We start from the raw sequence: 16,929 nt of genomic DNA on the forward strand, positions 1-16,929 counted from the left end.
GGACGTGTGTGCGGGCTCAGGGATGACCTCTGGTGAGCCTGAAGGGTTGTACGGGAAGGGAGGGGTTTCGGTGCCAACGACGTGGCGCACGGTAGCGATCGGGGCGCTTCCGGGGCCTGAAGTAGGCTGAACGGCTCGGGTGTTGTTGTGGCGCAATACCTGGGCCGCACGGCCCTGTCCAAGCGCATCCTCACCGGCCTAGCTCCGCGGCGCCTTGGGAAAACTTGTCGCAGAGCTGGCCGACTCCTGGCTCGCGGAGGAGGGGCGGCCGCGTGAACGCCGGGTCACGACCGTCGGCGCGCTCCAGGGGCCGGCCCGGGCCATGAACTGGTATTCGTCAGCCGGTGATCGTCACGCTGACTGTGCCGCGTTTCCAGCGCCCCCACGCGGCCCTGGCCGAGCTGTACCGGGTGGACCGTTCCACGATCACCCGCGCCGTCCACGAGATTCGGCCGCTCCTGGCGGCCCGTGGATTCGCCGTCCCCCGCCACTCCGACCTGCGCCTTCGTACCCTGGCGGACGTCTTCGCGTACGAGGCGGCCGAAAGCGTCGAGCTGCGCATCGACGGTACGGAGGTCCAGGTATGCCGCCCACGGGCCAACAAGCCCCGGCCGCCGCGACCTCCGGGACTTCTTCAGTACTCGACCTCGACGACATCGCTGCCGAGATGAACACCCGACTTACGCCGCGTGCGCAAGGCCGTCGAGGAGGTGCACATCGGCGGCTACGCCTCGCACCTTGGGACCGTCCTGGCCTCGGTGGTACCGGTACCGGTACCACCGAGGCCGCTGCCAAGCTCCCCAGCCGAGTCGGCATCAGGGCAGACATCTGACCCCAGGGGAGGTCAAGCGGTGTGCTGGATCCAGCGTCGAACGGCGGCGTTGATGCCGGCGGGTAGGGTGCTGAGCTGTTCGATGGCTTCCCGGTCTTCGGGCCGGGGCGGGATGCCGGCTGCGGTCAGGGCCGCGTGCAGGTCCAGACGCCTGCGGTCGCGTGGGTCGATCGTGATGTCGAGCCGGTGGGCGGCGTTGGGCGGCAGTAGCGGATAGTCATCTTCCGCCCGTTGCTGTGCGGCCGAGTCCCACCATGAGGATCGGGGCTCGTCGCAGGCGTAGGGGTCGAGGAAGTTGTGTGCCGCACCGGACGCGAAAGCGGGGCCTGTCATGGGGTTCTCCCTTGCTGCCGTTTCGGTTCTGCTTGCCAGGAGCCTCTCCGTCGCTGCGGTGGTTGCAGTATCCGCCGCACATCATGCGAACGGCGCCATCTCCAGCTCATCCGCTCATCGCACCGGCGCCCGGATGTCCGGCCTGCCAAAAGTCTTTGAGAAGTTCGGTGGCGGTCGGTGGGCGTCCGGGCTGGTAGGCACGTGCTGCTCAGGTCGGTGAACCTGTGGTGTCCGGTGGAGGGGCCAGTTCACCGGGATCGCTCCCTTCCTGGCGAGGGCCTCGGCGATGCGGTGGGAGTCGCCCTCGGTCCGGACGAGGCGAGCCAGCCGCGGACGCTGGGCCGAGTCGGCGCGCAGCAGGGGGCGTCAGATGCCGCGTTGACTGAACGGAGCACGGAGATTGTGGAGTTCAGCGCGGATGGGGTCTTCGGTCGCTACGGTCACCGGTCGTCAAGGGGAACCTTATTCACGCGCCGCGACATCCGCCCGCCAGAGTGAGCGGGCCAATCGCCACATGATCCTACGTCGTCCCGGCAGCCGGTCTTGGAGAAGCCGGTCGGCGTCCAACCTCGGGACGCGGGCGAAGGGAGCGACGAGATCGACGATCCGGTCTGGGTGGTGGTCCAGGACTGCTGCGGCGGATCGCGGGCGTCCACCACGACCGAGGAGCCCCGGCCGAGACCTCGCGCTTGCTACCGGCCGAGTTCACCTACCAGGAGCGGCCCGAGATTCCCGAGCAGGCAGCGCGTTCCCCCACTGGGACCCACCGCGGCTTGAGGGCCGGCCGGACCCGCGGTGGCCGCCCGGCCAGCTGAGCCCACAGCGGGCATTCCGTCACCTCACGAGCCGCGTGTCGGCGGGTTGCCCAGCCCAGGTGGGGAATTACGTGACGCGAACGGTGCCCTAGCTGGAGATGACGTGACCGCTGACACCATGTCGGCCATCGGGATGGGGCGCCTTGCTGGGCATGCGCGCCGGCGGCTACTTGCCGGTGCCGACGGGGTCGACGGTGATGGCGGGGCCGGTGCTGTCGGAGGCGGGGACGTTGATGCTGACGGGCAGGGTGTGGGAGTGGGTTTCGTTGGGCGGGGTGACGACGAGGCTGGTGAAGGTCACGCCGGAGCCGCCGGAGTTGTTCGACGGGTAGTGCAGGGTGAAGCGGGTCTCCTCGCCCGGCTTGACGCTGACCCGCGGCGGGGTGAGCTTGCTCCGGGTGGCGCTGATGGTGCCGTCCTTGCTCTTCAGGTCAGCACCGGGAAAGCCTTTGAGGGTGCAAGTGGCGGAGCCGGTGTTCTTGAGGTTGATGATGAGGGTGCCCTCGGCCATGCCGCCGGAGCTGCTGAATGCGAGCTGGGAGGTTTGGCAGGCCTTGGAGTTGCTGCCTGCGGCGGAGGCGCCGTTGCCGGTGTCGGACTGCGCGGTGGCGGTGCCCTTGCCGGTGGACGCGCTGTTGTCGCCAGAGCCCTGGGAGTTGGAACTCGGGGAGTCGGAGCTCTGGGCGGAGGAGGAGCCGTTCGTGTCGGCGGAGGCGCCGTTGTCGCCCTGGCAGGCGGTGAGCGAGAGGCCGGCGGCGACGGCGATGGCGAGGAGGGCGAGCTTCTGGACGCGCATGGTTCCCCTTCAGGGCGTTACCGCTCGCTCCTCGGGAGTGAGCGGTACTGATTGCTGGCTGATCATTGAGATCCCCGTGGCGCTTGAGCCGTTCCGGTCAACGTCTCTCTAATACACGCCTGTTACGTGCGCCTTCTGGGCGGTGGGGATGCCGCCTCACTTCTCGTCTGCCGTGAGCCCACCTCAGGTGCCCACGGTGCTGTACGTCACCGGGTGCCGGCAGGAGCCGGTGACCACGATCGTTCGCGATCCCAGCTTCTATGAGCCGACTGATGAGGATGGCTGCTGGCGGTTCGGGTACTTCTGCCAGGCGGATGACCGCCCCTGCTGGCACGAGTCGTGCGGGGAAGGGCCGCATCTCATCGCCCTGCACTGCCAAGAGCACGGGCCGGAGAACATGTGGCAGCAGCCGAAGATGCTGATGTTCCCGGCAGGGTTCGATCCCCCGCTGAGCGACGCCAGCGGGCCTGGGCGCAGGCAGAGTGGGACGCCGTCGACTAGGCAAGATCCGAAAGAGACTGCCCAGGCCTTCATCGAGACCGGCACCGATTGATTCCGCCTCGTCCAGACTCGGGCCAGGGCTGAACGGGCCGCCGACTGAGGAAGGCCGCAGTCAGGAGGAACCGAACACCCGTGACACACAGCGATCAAGGAGGTTTCCAAAGGCTTGTGGCGAACTCACGTCCGGGGCAGGAAGCGCACCGGCATCGTCGATGTTCACGATGGAATCCACATCGGCCCTGCCACCGCGGAACAGCACAACACAGAGCTCGGTCTCTGCAAGTCCCGTGATGCGGACGCCGATCGAATCGGGATCGTCCACTCGCGAGCGGTCCGCCTCAAGCCGTTGGGGCCAAGAGGCTGCTTCATCACGCCAACTGACGGGCCCGACAGCCAATCCGGCGGACTCCCTGCCACGTCGGCGATCCGCAATTTCGACGACCGCTTGATCGAGATCGATAACTCGCTGCACGCTCCGATCATCGATCACACAGGCACTGACGACCATCGAATACAGCTCAGTAGGTCTTCCCCGGGTGCCTAGGAGAGGTACCGGAGCAGCGTGATCGCGCCGGGCCGTAGACTGGGCAGCCGCCTTCGTGCTGGGCGTGAGGCCGCTGATGAGAAGGGCGTGTTGTCTGTGTTCGAGGATGTCCCGATCTACCGGCGCCTGGTTGCGGAGCGCGGTGACATTCCGGCGCAGGTGCGCGGTGAGGCCGAGCAGATCCGCGATGATCTCCAGCGGGTGATGCGGCCGCTGCAGGATTCGTACTTCACCGCCGGGCGCCCCCCTGGTGCACCGGCTGGTCCGGCGTTGCCGCCACCACGCTGATCGCACCCCTGGCGCGGCCGGGCGCGATGCCCGCCGGCGGCGGTCGGCGGGCCGCCAGACGGCGATGGTCGTCCGTGCGGACTCCGAGCCTTCCACCGATGGCGTGCAGCTCGGTGGACTGGGGATTGGGTTCGCACGCTCGGCGCTGGGGGAGGTGTTCGGCGATCACGCCTCGCTTCTCCTCGCCTCGGACGGACATGCTGGCGCCCGTTCCCGGCCGACCGGAAACGGGCACCAGCGTGTGTGGCTCAGGCGGGGGTGATGTTCTCCGCCTGGGGGCCCTTCTGGCCCTGGGTGATGTTGAACGTCACCTTCTGGCCCTCTTGCAGCTCGCGGAATCCGCGGCCTTCGATGTTGGAGTAGTGGGCGAAGACGTCTGGGCCTCCGCCGTCCTGCTCGATGAAGCCGAAGCCCTTCTCGGCGTTGAACCACTTCACGGTGCCGCTGGCCATATGCGCCCTCCAAGGGGGACTCGAAGTCGGCTCCCGCACAGCGCGGGAGCCGGAGGTGATCGACGGGTCCTCAGCGACGCTGCACAGCAAAACCGCCCGTGCATGTGCTCACGGGCGGAAGGTACTTCGAACCACGACAGCTGAAGGTGACGTTACACGGGCCGAGCACGGGACACCAGGAAATCCTCGCGGACCGGCAAGCAGATTTGGCGCGCAGGGAGATGCTCCGCACCCGGGCGCGCTGCAGACCAAGGGATTCGTATGCGGCATACACGGCACGCGCCAGGAGCATCGTGTGCTGAGTGGCCTCGGGCAGGCCCCGCTCCCGCGGACACTCCAGGACTTCAGAGCCGCCCCGACCTGATCCAACGGTCGACGGTCCGCGGCGAGCAGTTGACTACCCCAACGACTTCGCGTTGATCCGCGAGAAGCCCAAGGGGGTGCCGGCAAGGACGACGACGGGTTCAGGGATCGTGTAACTGATCGTCAAGGACGAGCGGGGAGGCGGAAGCTGAGCCGGCCATCTTGCTGGACAGGTTCGTCGCACGGGGGAACGACCGTGACGGCAGCGGAAGTTCACTCCCCGCTCACGTCACTCGAGCGGCCCAGGACGCGGTGCGGTCACAGACCGAGGTCGCGGCTGATGAGTTCCTTCGTGATCTCGATGGAGCCGGCCCAGATCTTGATGACCCGGGCGTCGCGCCAGGCCCGTGCCACCCGGTACTCGTTCATCAAGCCGACGAGTCTCGGCCCGAATCGGGGCACACGGATGCGGTCCAGGACGGCCTCGAACTGCGGGGAGTCTGCGCGCTGCCCGGCGGTGATCACGATGGACATGGGCTTCTGCCTCTGCTCGACGGCCAGGTGCAGCCTGGTGGTCAGGCCCCCTCGTGAGCGCCCGAGGCCGTGGTCGTCGGGCTCGATGGCGAAGCCGCCGGGAGGCTCCTTCTGCAGCTCCCCCTTTTCCTCGCTCCGGCGGCGTGCTGGTGGGCCCGGTAGACCCGCCCAAAGCGGCTGACCCCGCAGCGGATTCCTCTCCCGTCGGCGGCGGGACCCGCAAGGCCCTCGCACCAGAGGACCAGCAGTCGCCACACTGTCCACCACAGCAGCAACCGCAAGGAGGGCAGCCGTGGGACTCATCAACAAGGCAAAGGGCACCGAGGCGGCCAAACGCGCCCGGGAAGCGCGGGAGGCCGGCAACAGCGTGCTGGTCTACAAGTTCATCGAGGCCAACACCAACAGCAAGGCCACAGCACCGATGACGGGTATGGCCGAACAGATCCAAGCCGTCGAGGGGGAGGGCTGGAGACTGGACCAGATGTCCGCGGCTGAGGGGAAGGCCCTCACCGGGGAACGGGTCTCCCTGGTCTGCCTGTTCCGCCGAGCCTGACCGAACGACATCGCCCCCGCTCCTCGCCGCAACAGCGGTGGGCGTGGGGGCTTTCGTCATGCCTGCGGACTGAATGGCGGGTTCTCGAGCCGCCGGGCGATGACCCACTCCTCGTTACCGCGCCTGCAGGTCAGCACAAGCCGGATCGGGTTTCCGGCATTCTCGCCCTGCCACATGCCCTGGCTCTTGCCCTCCATCCAATGGCCGGGTCTGGTGCGCTGCATCGCCCGGGGTTGGCCAGTACCCACTTGGAGCGGGAAGGCCTCCGGACCGCGCCCATGCTCGTCCGTACCGTTGGCATGCGGGGTGAACCGGAAGGGTCCCCAGACGAAGGCGTCGACCTCGTCCTGCGTCAAGGTTCCGTTGGGGTGGAGAACGGTGTGGTCCCTGTCGTCGTTGCCGACGGTTATGACTACTTCGTCGAGGTGGCGAAGCGCGTCGGGCCCGTCGAGGTGCACGCTGAGCAGGGCCTGGCCATTGCCGGTCTCCGCCAACACGAGGTCGAACTGCGGCGTCAGGTCGGCGTGCCATCGCTCACGCTCGATACGCGCGATGGCGTCACCGGTCTTGTTGGCGCGCTGCGCGGCGAACCAGGCGCCGACAGCTGCGACCGCACTCAGCGCGGCCGTGGAGAACGTGGCGATGTCGCCCCAGGGGATGCTCATGTCGCGGGACTCTAGCGGCCGTTGCGAGCACGGACTCTAGACCTCCTGCCCATCGACAGGGGAGCGGGGCGTTCGGCAGTGCAGGGTCAAAACGGGGCGTCACCGTTGCCGAGGATGCGCATCCCGAACGGGCCGCGGGGCGAGCTCGTCCATCAGGAGGTGTCCGGTCGGACGAACTCGCCGTAGCTGCCGCCAATGTGCAGCGCCCCCTCCCGAACGTTCACGTACACCGGCAGGTGTTCGTCGTCGGCGAGGGTGAGAGTGCCACTCCAGGTGCCGGTCTGGTCTTTGCTGAGGTCCGCCGAGGCGACGAACTGGCGGCCATCGCCGAGCCAGAGGACAGCCTCGCCCTTGTACGCGGTCATGCTCGGAGGCCAGCCGCGTCAAAGCGCGCCAAGCGCAGCACCGAACCTCTGGACCGCACTGCGGCACAGCTCCAGACCCTCATCGCCGCCACGATCAAAGACTGACCGGGGGCACCGCAGCGCCGCCGGCGCCCCACGCGGCGAGCGCGGGGCGCCGGCCGCACGCTTCTCACGCGCTGAGCGCGGTGCGGACGGCCTCGGCCTTCTCCTCGGAGAACACGCCGCTGTCGAGGAGGGAGAGGACGGACAGGACGGCGCCGCGCGAGCCCCAGCTGCCCTCGTCGATCACGCGGAAGGTCACCCACCAGGTCGGCGACGGCTGCGCCAGACCGCAGGCGTCGGCCATCGCGGCCAGGACGCGCTTGATGACCTCGGTGCGGACTTCCTGGCACCAGTCGCCGTCCATGACCGTAACGTCGATCACCATCGCGTCGGCGTCCGGTCCCGCATCCGCCAGCAGCCGGCCGCCGATGGCCATCGTGTCGGGCTCACGCTCGGTGAAGTGCACCTGGAATCCGACCCGCGCGGCCGGGGCGAACTGGCCGACCTCGGGCACGAGCACGGCGTCCGTCAGTGTCTCGGCCAGCTTGCGGCGCTGGTCCAGGCTCAAGCGGCCCTTCGAACTGTTCACGGTGATGACGGTCACGGCTCTCCCTATGACGACTGTTATAAGTCGAGCCTACACCGCGATATAACGGGTGTCATAACCTGCGTGGGTCAGAACAGCCCACATCAGCGGCGCGGGCCATATGAGAAGGCGGCGCCCCCGACAGTCGCGACCTCGGGGGCGTCCTCCTCCGAATGGTGCCCGCGTACGGTCGGGTGATGATCCTCTGCTTGAACGGGACTTTCGGCGTGGGCAAGACCACCCCGGCGCCGGCGCAGGGACTCATCCTGTGGCGTAGATTTCGGCGACGCGGTTGAAGCGAAGAGGCACCGGCTGAGTGAGGAGGGATGGCTCGCAGCTTCGAGGGCGACTTCTGTCGATGAGTACTTCCCAACCCTTTGACACTCTGGAGTCCTCGTCCGTGCCGGGCGCGCCCCGAATTCAGAGGTGGATCACCAGGCCATCTCACCGTGACGGTCACGGAAGGTTCCGGTCGGTCCGTCCGCCCCGATGGTGGCGAGTTCGACGATCGCGTCGGTCCCCTCGGTCACTGTCTGCGGGCCGCTGTGCCCGTTGAAGTCGGTCGCGGTGTAGCCCGGGTCGGCCGCGTTCACTTTCACCTCCGGCCAGGACTTTGCGTACTGCGTGGTCAGCATGGTCACGGCAGCCTTCGACGCCGTGTAGAGCGGCGCGATGGCCCGGCCCTCGACGCGCCCGGCGTCGTGGGTGGCCGCGAACGACCCCATACCGCTCGACACATTGACGATCACCGGGTTCGCGGACTTGCGCAGCAGGGGCAGGAACGCATGCGTCACCCGGACGATCCCCACGACATTGACCTCGAACACCTCGCTGGCGTCAGCGGCCGTGATCTGGTCGGCGGGGTTGTGTGTACCGAGGACGCCGGCATTGTTGATCAGGACGTCGATGCCGCCCTCGCGAGCCCCGACATCGGCAGCGGCCGCAGCCACCGACGCGTCATCCGTCACATCGATCTGGACGAAACGGGCACCGAGTGCGTCGGCGGCCGCCTGGCCGCGCTCTGGATCACGAGCGCCGACGAGGACGGTGTGGCCGGCCTCGATCAAGCGGCGGGCGGTCTCATACCCGAGGGACTTGTTGGCTCCTGTGATGAATGTGGTCGTCATGCGTCCACTCTCGGCCCGTGGCGAGAGGCCAGCCAGTGCTCTCCGTGACGGTAGGACAGCCAGTACCAGGCACAGCAGCTGTCCGGCGGACACAATGGTCGAGTGGACGAGACCCTTGGCACGGCATTGCGCCGCTGGCGCGACCGGCTTTCTCCCCTCGACGTCGGGCGGACTTCGCGGCCCGGACGACGTGCGGTGGGGTTGCGACGCGAGGAACTGGCCGAGCTCGCAGGGCTGTCGGTCGACTATGTAGTGCGGCTGGAGCAGGGGCGCGCCACGAGCCCTTCGGCGCAGGTCGTCGCGAGCCTGGCCAGGGCACTGCAGCTGCAGCCCATGGAACGCGATTACGCCTACCGGCTTGCCGGCCTCCTGCCTCCCCAGGAGGGGACGATCTCCACGTATGTTCCAGCGGGGGTCCAACGGATGCTGGCTCGCCTCGGGGAGTTCCCCGTGGGCGTGTTCAGTGCCGACTGGACCTTGCTGTCCTGGACTCCCGCATGGGCAGTGCTGCTGGGTGACCCCAGCGCACGGACACAGGTCGAGCGGAACCTGGTGCGGGCGGTCTTCGCCGCAGGGCCCTCAGGGCTCGCGGCCTGGCCCGTGCTCCAGGACAGCGACGCCCTGGGCCCCGCCCTCGTCGCCGATCTGCGCACAGCTCTCGTCGACTACCCCCGCGACCGTGCACTCATCGACCTTGTCGAGGAACTGCGCTCCACCAGTGCGGAGTTCACCCGCCTGTGGGACGAGGGTGCGGTCGGACCGCACGTCTCGGCCCGCAAGACCATCGTGCACCCCCAGGTGGGTGAGGTGACGTGCGACTGCGACGTGCTCACCGTCCCGGGCTGCGACATCCGACTCGTCGTCTACACGGTGGCGGCGGGTTCCGCCGATGCGGAGAAGCTGGAGTTCCTGAGGGTCACGAACGGCGTCCGCGCCGACGGCCCCTCGCCTCCGGGGCCCGGCCTGTTCTCCACGCCGTAACGATCGGGCCGCGGGCCCGGCGGCCCTGCTGCCGGCGCCATTGGTTTCCAGCTGATCGGGTCCACACAGGCCTGCTGGCGAGCAGGCAACGCTCCTCACCTGGTGTCCGTGGTCCGGGCCGGGACCGTTTCGAGCGTGGTGTCCTGGCCGAGCGCGCCGAGGTCGCCACTGCTTGTCGAGGCGTCAGCGCACCTGGTCGAGCAGGTCAGCGACGTCCGCGAAGAGCCTTTCTCCCGCCTTCGCAGCGGCGGGAGAAAGGGTGTCGAGGGTGAGGAATCCGTGGACCATCCCGGCCTCGCAGCGGTGTCTGACCAAAACGTCCGCGTCGGCAAGCCGGGCGGCATAGGCGTCGCCCTCATCCCGAAGCGGGTCGTGCTGCGCGGTGACGACAACGGCGGGTGGCAGTCCGCCGAGGTCTGCGGCGTACAGCGGGCTGACCCCGGGGTCGGCCCGCCGGGACGGGTCCGGGATCCATTGCTCGGCCCCCCACGCGACATCGTCGGCCGTCAGGCCCCACCCCGTGGCCTTCGACCGCACGCTGGGACAGGAGAGTGTCAGATCGGTGTTGGGGTACACCAGGATCTGAGCGGCTGGCAGCGGTCCGCCTTCATCGCGCAGGCGCAGGCAGGCCAGCGCAGCGAGGTTGCCGCCGGAACTGTCACCCATGACGACGGTCGGGCCTGCGATCCCGACACCGGAACCTCCGCCGGCCGCTGCCCACCGGATGGCATCCACGCAGTCGTCGACGGCAGCCGGCCATGGGTGCTCCGGAGCACGGCGAAAGTCGACGCTCAGCACAGCCGTGCCGGTCCCGAGCGCCAATCGACGGCATGCCCGATCGTGCGACTCCAGATCGCCGATCGTCCACATTCCTCCATGGAGGAACACCACCACCGGCCCGAACACCGCCGAAGGCCGGTAGAGGCGGGCCCTCACGGCAGCCGAGCCCACTGCTAGATCCTCGACGTGGTCGATCTCGGGGCCCGGAGGCCGGGCTTCAGCGCGGAGTCGTTGCGCACGCCGCAACTCCGCCACGCCCACGGCACGCGCGGAAGGTCCGGGGTCCTGCCGAACAGCCTTGATGAAGGCGGTCAGTTCGGCATCGGCTAACGAGGGATTGATCGGTTCGGCCATGCAGGCCAGGATGCCACCTTGATCCGAACGACCCCGGCCCGAAGACAGTTTCCTGGCCAAGCACCTTCACCATCACAAACACTGCCTGCTGCCTGCCGCCTGATCCGACGTTCTCCGATCCACAACACTTGACAGTTGCTCTCGGCGAGTTCAGGGAGTTGGCTACCCCGTTGACGGTGAGTTGTCGGTTCCGGCGTACGTCTGAGCGTCCTCATGGGGGTACTCAACTGTGGTGGGTCGGCGCACACAAGCTCCCCGCGCCGCCGGCCGAGTTGGCCAATGCCCCACGCGGCCGGCACGTCCTCGCCGCCGGGTGCGCTGCGCGCACCGGGGGCCGGAGTGGGCCGACCGCGTGGTGGCCCACCGTGCCATCGCCTACCGCATCCATCTGGATGTGGCGCGCGGACGCTGGTACCTCACCGCGGCCTGCAGCACGCCGAGACCAAGACGGTTGCCATCGAGGCCGCGCTCGCCGACGGGGTGATCGGTGTCGACACCAACGCCGACCACCTGGCGGCCTGGCGCCTGGACGTCCATGGCAACCCGATCAGCCACCCCCGCCGCTTCTCCGCAGTCCTTAGAAACGGTAGCCGACTCCGTACGTGTAGTTCAGGACGTGCGCGGTCGCGCCGAAGCAGCCCGACGTGTCCCGATACCGCGAGGCTGTACGTCGAGCAGCTCGCCTGCGCGGAGAACTCGGAGGTGACGGTGCCCGAAATGGTCACCGCCGAGGCGGAGTCGTACACGACCATGAGGACGACCTGGGCGACGTCATTGATGGTGCGCACGAGGCATGCCTGGAGGCCGACGCCGGCCTTGGCGGTATGGACGACGGCGGGGGAGCAGCTCCGGTTGGAGTTAGTGGAAACCGTCTGCCCGTACGGCGTCGTTCCAGCCGGTGCGGCCGCCAGGAGTACACAAGACTGCTACGGCGGCCGTTTTGGTCCAGGAGCCGGAAACGCGAGAGGGCCCCGCCGGAATCGGCGGGGCCCTCAGGGGTGGAGGAGGGGATCAGCCGACGGGGGAGATGAAGCCCGCGATGTCGCCCGCGTTCAGCGGGTTGTTGTTGGTCTTCCAGTTGTAGGTGGTCTTCTTCACCATGTCGCTCTCGTTACCGCCGACTGTGGTGACGTAGTCGCCGTCGACCGCGACGACCAGGTTGACGTGGTTGGCGTTACCGCCGCCGCTGTATCCGTAGACCACGGCGTCGCCGACCCTCGGGGTGCTGTGCAGGGTCCCGTTGTTCTGGCCGTAGGTGTAGAGGCTGCCGGACTCCGCGGTCACGCCGCTGGTCTTGACGCCCACGTTGGCCCACACGTAGCGCACGAACTCGGCGCACCAAGCGCCCGGGTAGTGGAAGTCGAAGTCGTTGAAGTCCTTGCCGACCTGGGCGTTGGCGACTTTGGCGATCTTCTCGCCGGTAGTGGCGGTGGGCGCCGGGGGCACGTAGGCACAGTTGTTCGCGTAGGCCGACAGCAGGCTCTGGGTCCAGCCGGAGGCGTCCACCGGGTCGCTGGGGTGGTACTCGATGTCGGAGCCGTCTCCATCGGTCGGGTCGACGTCGTGGTACCAGTACATGCCACCGCTGGTGCGGCCGTAGTACAGGCCGCCGCCGGGGGAGGAGAGCGAGTCGACCGCGGACCAGCCGTCGCTCTTGAGCGTGGCGCGCGTCCAGTCCCCCACACCGTCGATCTTGTAGCTGTAGAGCTGGCCGCCCGAGGTCGAGGCGATGATGCGGTCGTCGCCGGCCGCGGCGAGCGTCTTGAGGACGAAGCCGGTGTCGATCACCACGTGCTGGCCTATGTGCGCCGACCCCGAAGGCTTGGCCTGCGACACGACGTACTGGTGGAGCTGGCCGTCGACCGTGCCGTAGAGGTGACCGGCGCCGTCGTACACCATTTTGTCGAACGTCCAGCCGCCGTCCCAGATCTTCACGACGGCGGCCAGGGTCAGCGAAGTGTTGTTCGTCTGCACGTCGACGCGGTAAAGGTCGCCGGTGGTCGAGGTGACGAGGACCGTGTTGAAGTTGAGGGTCGCCATCGCCTTCGGCGTGAAGCCGAGGTCCGGGCCTATGAGCGTTTTGACGCGGTCCCCGGTGTTCGGCTCGATCTGCGTGTACGTCAGCCGACCGTCCGACAGCGTGCCATAGATCGACACGGGGTGCACGAGGCGGCGGCCTGCGCGGCCCCGCCGGTGACGGTGACCAGCCCGAGGGACATTGCGCCGACGGCGAGGGTGGCGGAGGCACGGCGGACGGCGTTGCTCAGCTTCATGTTTTCTCCTGCGGCATGGAAGTCGAGCGGGCGAAGGCACATCCCTGGCCCAAACAGCTGCCCTGCAGGTGCAGCTGTGAAGGTCGTCGTGGGTGTGACGCCCGATGGCAGGAGTTACTTTCGCCGCAGGTCACGGGGGTTGGAAGAGAGATCGCGTGGACGCAAGCGTCCCTGGCCCGTTGCGTCCTGACGGTCGCTGGTCCTGACCCACAAGGGGCCAGTGATGCCTCTGACGGGCTACCAGACTCGGGCAGCGATCCGGCGCACGTGATTCTGGACAACCTGTCCGCCCACAAGGGCGCCGACATCCGTCGCTGGGCGAAGAAGAAAAAGGTCGAGTTGTGTTTCACCCCGACCTACGCCTCGTGGACGAACCCGATCGAAGCGCACTTCGGCCCGCTCAGGAAGTGCGCCATCGCGAACTCCAACCACTCCAACCACTCCGTGCAGACCCGGGCACTGCACGCCTACCTGAGCTGGCGCAACGCCAACGCCCGCCACCGCGACGTCCTGGCCGCCGAACGGCGCGAGCGGGCCCGCGTCCGCTGCGAGAAAGGCGTTCGCTGGGGTGGACGTCCCCTCAAGACCGCGGCGTGACCGCACCCCCTGTTCGGTGCGCAGCTCCTCGTGAAAGGCTGGGAGCATGATGGGCGGACCGTCTGAGAACCCAGAACTCTGGGCGTTCCTGGAATCACTGCACTGCGGCGAGTTCCTTTCCGGCACCGTCACAGCGATCGAACGGTTCGGTGTGTTCGTGGCGCTGGACGACGGCCCCGACCATCCGGTCTTCCCTGGCGTCGGGTTCATCTCGTTCGCGGAGTTGTCCTGGCGGCGTTTCGAAGAAGCCTCCGACGTCGTGCAGGTCGGACAGCGCGTCTCATGCGAGTTCCTCCAGTTCGACACATGGAACCTGGAGGCCAGACTGTCCTTGAAAGCGACGCAGCCGGACCCCTTTCAGGTATTCGCTGACAGCATCGCGGTGGGGCAGAAACTGCCTGGCCAGGTCACCAAGTTGATCCCGTTCGGCGTCTTCGTCCAGGTCGCCGACGGAATCGAGGGACTGGTTCACCTGCGAGAGCTCGCCTGGACGCCCGTGGAAACTCCATCAGCTGTCGTCCAGGTCGGCGACAAGATCACGGTCGTCGTCACCGAGATCGACCGAGAGCGACGCAGGCTGGCCCTCTCCCGACGACAAAGCTCAGCCGACCACCGGTGACTCGCTGCGTTCCCGCCACGGCTCCCTTGCGCGAGTGTTCCTGAACGTCTGCTCAGCGAAAGGAAGGCACACGCCCCAACACGGGACGGCCTGGCGGGGGCTTGATCCTCGTAGTCTTCGTCCGGGATCCAGCTGCGGGCGCCGTCGTCCCATTCGAAGGTGGCGATGGTCAGCAGCGGGTCCATCTCGGTGCCGCAGGCGGGGCAGAACCGGGGTGCGGGGTCGGTGGGGCCCCAGGAAGCCCATCCGCCGACTTTCCAGCCGGGTGCGACGGACAGATTGTTCCGATAGAACTCCTCCGGGTAGGGCGCGTAGGAGCTGTCGACACCGGCGTCGACTGCCTGCCATGTGCTCCAATCCCCGAGCGGCTCTCGTAGCTCCTTGCTCAGCTCCATGGGGTTGGGGTACTCGGTGATCTGTTCCGTGTCGGGGTTGGCCGCCGGTCAGGACGAACGCGAGCGGACGACAGCGACCGTCGGCAGCAAGATGGATCTTCGTTGTCAGCCCACCGCGCGACCGGCCGATGGCGTGGTCATCCGGCTCCGCCGCCAGGGCGCCTTTTTGCGGGCCCCGGCGGCGTGCTGATGAGCGCGCACGATCGCGGAGTCCACCGAGACGACCCAGTTCAGTTCCTCGTCGGCGTCGGCCTGGGCCACCAGCGCCGTGAACACCCGCTCACAGGTGTCATCGACGGCCCACATCCGCAGCCGGTTGTAGACACCTCGCCAGATCCCGTACCTCTCCGGCAGATGAATCCACCGCGTTCCCATCTGGAACTTGAAGGCGATCGCGTCGATCACCTCACGGTGATCCCGCCAGCGGCCACCCCGCTTCGGCGTCCGGTCCGGAAGTAACGGCTCGACCCGCACGCACTGCGCGTCAGTCAACCGCACACCCGGCCCAACGTCCCACTGATCCAAACGAAACTGCTAGTGGACGATGCGCGCGACTGCACCGTCTTCGGGGTCCCCGTACTTCGAAATCAGCTGCTCGTCGCTCAGGCGGTCAACTTCGTCGCTTCGCTCGACGGGAAAGATCACGTGAGTGTCCTTGTCTGTCCAGTACTCGACGACGCGGTGTGTGTCGGTGGCTCGGCTCATGCTGTGCTCCCTTGCGGCGCGTGGGGTTCAGGGTGCGTCTGTGCACGTCGAGGGTCAATGGGGAAGGGGTCTTCCGTTTGGACTGGCGGAAGCGTATGTTCCGGTTACCTCGCGACGGCGCCTTTCGAGACGCCGGCCCGCCGGTCCCGGGGCGGCGGGCCACGCGGGGGCCAATTGCCTGTTCACGGCCTTGTCCCGCGGTGCGGCACAGGGGTCCCTGCCCGACCCACGCTGGTCAACGTCGCCGGGTTCCTGCTCCGTGCCGGCCTGCGCTGACGCCAGGCAATGGGGTCCTGGTCTTGTACCCGTAGCCTGCGCCCAGGGTGGAGGAAGACGAGACGAGCTCCGCTGCCGGCGCCAGCACGTTATGCCCGAGCCGAAGCCGAGTTCCTGCGGCAGATGCTCCCACTGAGGTGTTTCCAACCTGGCTCAGGGTGGGCTGAGTTGGCGGTGGGCTGGGTGCGGGAAGAGGTGAAGCTCCTGGTAGATGGGTTGTCGACCAAGATCAACCTGTGCGCCTGGAACTTCGGTGCTTGTCTATCCCTCGGGGATCTATCTGTCCAGTTCGGCCCTGCAGTACCTGTCCGGCCTGCTCCGCGCCCGACGCCGCGAGCGCAATACCCGGTGGCGTTGTCCTCCGGCGGACCGGCAAGCCTTGCTCGTGCTGGCGCATCTGCGCTGCGGTCACACATACGCTCAGCTCGCAGCCCGGTTTCAACATCGGCATCGCCACGGTCTGCCGATACGTTGCCGAGGCGGTAGAGCTCCTCGCAGCGCTCGCCCCTGACCTCGCCGCCGCCACCAAGACAGCAGGGCGGAAGGCGTTCGTGATTCTCGACGGCACACTCCTGCCTATCGACCGCATCGCCGCCGACCGCCCCGGAAAACACCGGAAGCACGGGATGAACGTCCAGGTCATCGCCGCTCCCTTCGGGAACCTGCTGGGCCTCGGCCGCGTTGCCCGGGGCGGTCCACGACATCCGCGCGGCCCGCACGCACGGCATCATCGAGGCCCTGGCCGACGTCGGCATCCTCTGTTGGGCCGAAGGGCTACCAGGGTGCCAGGGTGCCAGCGGTACGGTGCGCGTGCCCTACCGCGGCCGCTGGGAGATGCTGTCTGCAGGCCAGCGGGCCGTCAACGTCTCCCACGCCAAGATCCGCGCACTCGGCGAACAAGCCATCGCCACCCTCAAGACGTGGCGCCTCCTGCGCAAACTTCGATGCAGCACCACGCGCATCACCGACCTCATCCAGGCCGTTCTCGCCCTGCACCTCAATGCGTCAGCCTGAGGGATCATGACGAGGACCGCACAGCACATGCCGCACGGCCGTGCGCCTCATGTGGGTGCCAGCCGGCCGATCTCGGTGAGCACCGCCTCCGCGTGGGGACGTATGGTCACCGACCTCACCATGATCACCACCGGTGAGGGGCCCTTGTGGCTCTCGGCGATCCGGGACGCGTTCTCCCGCCGGGTGCTCGCCTGGGAGA

19 protein-coding genes and 5 pseudogenes are annotated in these 16,929 nt (G+C 67.8%); 9 read left to right on the top strand and 15 right to left on the bottom strand.

Annotated elements, in window-relative coordinates:
* Window positions 1-344: 344 nt before the first annotated feature.
* The gene (locus ACIBK0_RS47920; protein WP_399095543.1) at window positions 345-671 is read left to right on the top strand and encodes a hypothetical protein; all 327 of its coding nucleotides are present in this window, start codon (window positions 345-347) and stop codon (window positions 669-671) included.
* A gap of 173 nt (window positions 672-844) precedes the next feature.
* On the opposite strand, the gene ACIBK0_RS47925 is transcribed toward ACIBK0_RS47920, so the two are convergent.
* Window positions 845-1,165 carry a hypothetical protein gene (locus tag ACIBK0_RS47925; RefSeq protein ID WP_399095546.1) on the bottom strand — a complete coding sequence of 107 codons (321 nt, stop codon included), beginning with the start codon at window positions 1,163-1,165 and terminating at the stop codon, window positions 845-847.
* Between the two features lie 981 nt (window positions 1,166-2,146).
* Window positions 2,147-2,776: a DUF4232 domain-containing protein gene (locus ACIBK0_RS47930; protein ID WP_399095549.1), complete on the bottom strand. Its 630-nt coding sequence runs from the start codon at window positions 2,774-2,776 to the stop codon at window positions 2,147-2,149.
* Window positions 2,777-2,972: 196 nt separating this feature from the next.
* Between ACIBK0_RS47930 and ACIBK0_RS47935 the strand changes: the two genes are divergently transcribed.
* Entirely contained in the window at window positions 2,973-3,329 is a 357-nt protein-coding gene (locus tag ACIBK0_RS47935; protein ID WP_399095552.1) for a hypothetical protein, read from the top strand.
* A 60-nt stretch (window positions 3,330-3,389) separates the two neighbouring features.
* On the opposite strand, the gene ACIBK0_RS47940 is transcribed toward ACIBK0_RS47935, so the two are convergent.
* The 5 genes and pseudogenes from ACIBK0_RS47940 to ACIBK0_RS47960 form a co-directional block, all read right to left on the bottom strand.
* Window positions 3,390-3,785, bottom strand: coding sequence for a hypothetical protein (locus ACIBK0_RS47940; protein WP_399095555.1), 396 nt, complete (start codon window positions 3,783-3,785; stop codon window positions 3,390-3,392).
* Between the two features lie 265 nt (window positions 3,786-4,050).
* The gene (locus tag ACIBK0_RS47945; protein WP_399095558.1) at window positions 4,051-4,308 is read right to left on the bottom strand and encodes a hypothetical protein; all 258 of its coding nucleotides are present in this window, start codon (window positions 4,306-4,308) and stop codon (window positions 4,051-4,053) included.
* Between the two features lie 49 nt (window positions 4,309-4,357).
* Window positions 4,358-4,561 carry a cold-shock protein gene (locus ACIBK0_RS47950; RefSeq protein ID WP_399095561.1) on the bottom strand — a complete coding sequence of 68 codons (204 nt, stop codon included), beginning with the start codon at window positions 4,559-4,561 and terminating at the stop codon, window positions 4,358-4,360.
* A gap of 621 nt (window positions 4,562-5,182) precedes the next feature.
* A complete protein-coding gene (locus ACIBK0_RS47955; RefSeq protein ID WP_399095597.1) occupies window positions 5,183-5,293 on the bottom strand; it encodes an acyl-CoA dehydrogenase family protein in 111 nt (36 codons plus the stop codon).
* A gap of 12 nt (window positions 5,294-5,305) precedes the next feature.
* Window positions 5,306-5,464, bottom strand: a pseudogene (locus ACIBK0_RS47960) (transposase); the annotation flags it as partial.
* A gap of 226 nt (window positions 5,465-5,690) precedes the next feature.
* Between ACIBK0_RS47960 and ACIBK0_RS47965 the strand changes: the two are divergent.
* Complete coding sequence (locus tag ACIBK0_RS47965) at window positions 5,691-5,951, top strand: hypothetical protein (RefSeq protein ID WP_399095564.1); 261 nt, start codon at window positions 5,691-5,693, stop codon at window positions 5,949-5,951.
* A 56-nt stretch (window positions 5,952-6,007) separates the two neighbouring features.
* Here ACIBK0_RS47965 and ACIBK0_RS47970 read toward each other — a convergent pair whose 3' ends face one another.
* From ACIBK0_RS47970 to ACIBK0_RS47985, 4 genes are all read right to left on the bottom strand, one after another.
* Window positions 6,008-6,616, bottom strand: coding sequence for a hypothetical protein (locus ACIBK0_RS47970; protein WP_399095567.1), 609 nt, complete (start codon window positions 6,614-6,616; stop codon window positions 6,008-6,010).
* Window positions 6,617-6,768: 152 nt separating this feature from the next.
* Window positions 6,769-6,981: a hypothetical protein gene (locus tag ACIBK0_RS47975; RefSeq protein ID WP_399095570.1), complete on the bottom strand. Its 213-nt coding sequence runs from the start codon at window positions 6,979-6,981 to the stop codon at window positions 6,769-6,771.
* A gap of 169 nt (window positions 6,982-7,150) precedes the next feature.
* On the bottom strand, window positions 7,151-7,627 hold the full coding sequence (locus ACIBK0_RS47980; protein ID WP_399095573.1) for a 4-oxalocrotonate tautomerase family protein: 477 nt from the start codon (window positions 7,625-7,627) through the stop codon (window positions 7,151-7,153).
* 413 nt (window positions 7,628-8,040) lie between these two features.
* Window positions 8,041-8,736, bottom strand: a complete 696-nt coding sequence (locus ACIBK0_RS47985; RefSeq protein WP_399095576.1) for an SDR family NAD(P)-dependent oxidoreductase — start codon at window positions 8,734-8,736, stop codon at window positions 8,041-8,043.
* Between the two features lie 102 nt (window positions 8,737-8,838).
* Between ACIBK0_RS47985 and ACIBK0_RS47990 the strand changes: the two genes are divergently transcribed.
* Window positions 8,839-9,717 carry a helix-turn-helix domain-containing protein gene (locus ACIBK0_RS47990; protein ID WP_399095579.1) on the top strand — a complete coding sequence of 293 codons (879 nt, stop codon included), beginning with the start codon at window positions 8,839-8,841 and terminating at the stop codon, window positions 9,715-9,717.
* A 183-nt stretch (window positions 9,718-9,900) separates the two neighbouring features.
* On the opposite strand, the gene ACIBK0_RS47995 is transcribed toward ACIBK0_RS47990, so the two are convergent.
* Window positions 9,901-10,851, bottom strand: a complete 951-nt coding sequence (locus ACIBK0_RS47995; RefSeq protein ID WP_399095582.1) for an alpha/beta hydrolase — start codon at window positions 10,849-10,851, stop codon at window positions 9,901-9,903.
* A 248-nt stretch (window positions 10,852-11,099) separates the two neighbouring features.
* On the opposite strand from ACIBK0_RS47995, the pseudogene ACIBK0_RS48000 reads away from it, so the two are divergent.
* Window positions 11,100-11,418, top strand: a pseudogene (locus ACIBK0_RS48000) (IS200/IS605 family accessory protein TnpB-related protein); the annotation flags it as partial.
* 444 nt (window positions 11,419-11,862) lie between these two features.
* Here ACIBK0_RS48000 and ACIBK0_RS48005 read toward each other — a convergent pair.
* Window positions 11,863-13,124: pseudogene (locus tag ACIBK0_RS48005) on the bottom strand (tachylectin-related carbohydrate-binding protein).
* Window positions 13,125-13,382: 258 nt separating this feature from the next.
* Between ACIBK0_RS48005 and ACIBK0_RS48010 the strand changes: the two are divergent.
* Both ACIBK0_RS48010 and ACIBK0_RS48015 read left to right on the top strand, forming a co-directional pair.
* Window positions 13,383-13,721, top strand: a pseudogene (locus ACIBK0_RS48010) (transposase); the annotation flags it as partial.
* Window positions 13,722-13,767: 46 nt separating this feature from the next.
* Window positions 13,768-14,340 carry a S1 RNA-binding domain-containing protein gene (locus tag ACIBK0_RS48015; protein ID WP_399095585.1) on the top strand — a complete coding sequence of 191 codons (573 nt, stop codon included), beginning with the start codon at window positions 13,768-13,770 and terminating at the stop codon, window positions 14,338-14,340.
* Between the two features lie 500 nt (window positions 14,341-14,840).
* Here the strand turns inward: ACIBK0_RS48015 and ACIBK0_RS48020 are convergent, their stop codons facing one another.
* On the bottom strand, window positions 14,841-15,227 hold the full coding sequence (locus ACIBK0_RS48020) for a transposase (RefSeq protein ID WP_399095588.1): 387 nt from the start codon (window positions 15,225-15,227) through the stop codon (window positions 14,841-14,843).
* Window positions 15,228-15,269: 42 nt separating this feature from the next.
* Complete coding sequence (locus tag ACIBK0_RS48025; RefSeq protein WP_399095591.1) at window positions 15,270-15,440, bottom strand: hypothetical protein; 171 nt, start codon at window positions 15,438-15,440, stop codon at window positions 15,270-15,272.
* A gap of 529 nt (window positions 15,441-15,969) precedes the next feature.
* Here ACIBK0_RS48025 and ACIBK0_RS48030 point away from each other — a divergent pair.
* Both ACIBK0_RS48030 and ACIBK0_RS48035 read left to right on the top strand, forming a co-directional pair.
* Window positions 15,970-16,730 (top strand): annotated as a pseudogene (locus ACIBK0_RS48030) (transposase family protein).
* A gap of 6 nt (window positions 16,731-16,736) precedes the next feature.
* Window positions 16,737-16,929: hypothetical protein (locus ACIBK0_RS48035; protein ID WP_399095594.1), on the top strand; the 193-nt coding region annotated here is incomplete at its 3' end.

The sequence above is a fragment of the Streptomyces sp. NPDC050564 genome, from assembly GCF_044457265.1.
In the GTDB taxonomy this organism is placed as follows: Bacteria; Actinomycetota; Actinomycetes; order Streptomycetales; family Streptomycetaceae; genus Streptomyces.

What these genes read in the sequence shown, in the direction of transcription:
- ACIBK0_RS47925 (WP_399095546.1), bottom strand. Translation starts at nt 1,165, where the DNA reads ATGACAGGCCCCGCTTTCGCGTCCGGTGCGGCACACAACTTCCTCGAC.
- ACIBK0_RS47930 (WP_399095549.1), bottom strand. Translation starts at nt 2,776, where the DNA reads ATGCGCGTCCAGAAGCTCGCCCTCCTCGCCATCGCCGTCGCCGCCGGC.
- ACIBK0_RS47940 (WP_399095555.1), bottom strand. Translation starts at nt 3,785, where the DNA reads ATGGTCGTCAGTGCCTGTGTGATCGATGATCGGAGCGTGCAGCGAGTT.
- ACIBK0_RS47945 (WP_399095558.1), bottom strand. Translation starts at nt 4,308, where the DNA reads ATGTCCGTCCGAGGCGAGGAGAAGCGAGGCGTGATCGCCGAACACCTC.
- ACIBK0_RS47950 (WP_399095561.1), bottom strand. Translation starts at nt 4,561, where the DNA reads ATGGCCAGCGGCACCGTGAAGTGGTTCAACGCCGAGAAGGGCTTCGGC.
- ACIBK0_RS47955 (WP_399095597.1), bottom strand. Translation starts at nt 5,293, where the DNA reads ATGAACGAGTACCGGGTGGCACGGGCCTGGCGCGACGCCCGGGTCATC.
- ACIBK0_RS47970 (WP_399095567.1), bottom strand. Translation starts at nt 6,616, where the DNA reads ATGAGCATCCCCTGGGGCGACATCGCCACGTTCTCCACGGCCGCGCTG.
- ACIBK0_RS47975 (WP_399095570.1), bottom strand. Translation starts at nt 6,981, where the DNA reads ATGACCGCGTACAAGGGCGAGGCTGTCCTCTGGCTCGGCGATGGCCGC.
- ACIBK0_RS47985 (WP_399095576.1), bottom strand. Translation starts at nt 8,736, where the DNA reads ATGACGACCACATTCATCACAGGAGCCAACAAGTCCCTCGGGTATGAG.
- ACIBK0_RS47995 (WP_399095582.1), bottom strand. Translation starts at nt 10,851, where the DNA reads ATGGCCGAACCGATCAATCCCTCGTTAGCCGATGCCGAACTGACCGCC.
- ACIBK0_RS48015 (WP_399095585.1), top strand. Translation starts at nt 13,768, where the DNA reads ATGATGGGCGGACCGTCTGAGAACCCAGAACTCTGGGCGTTCCTGGAA.
- ACIBK0_RS48025 (WP_399095591.1), bottom strand. Translation starts at nt 15,440, where the DNA reads ATGAGCCGAGCCACCGACACACACCGCGTCGTCGAGTACTGGACAGAC.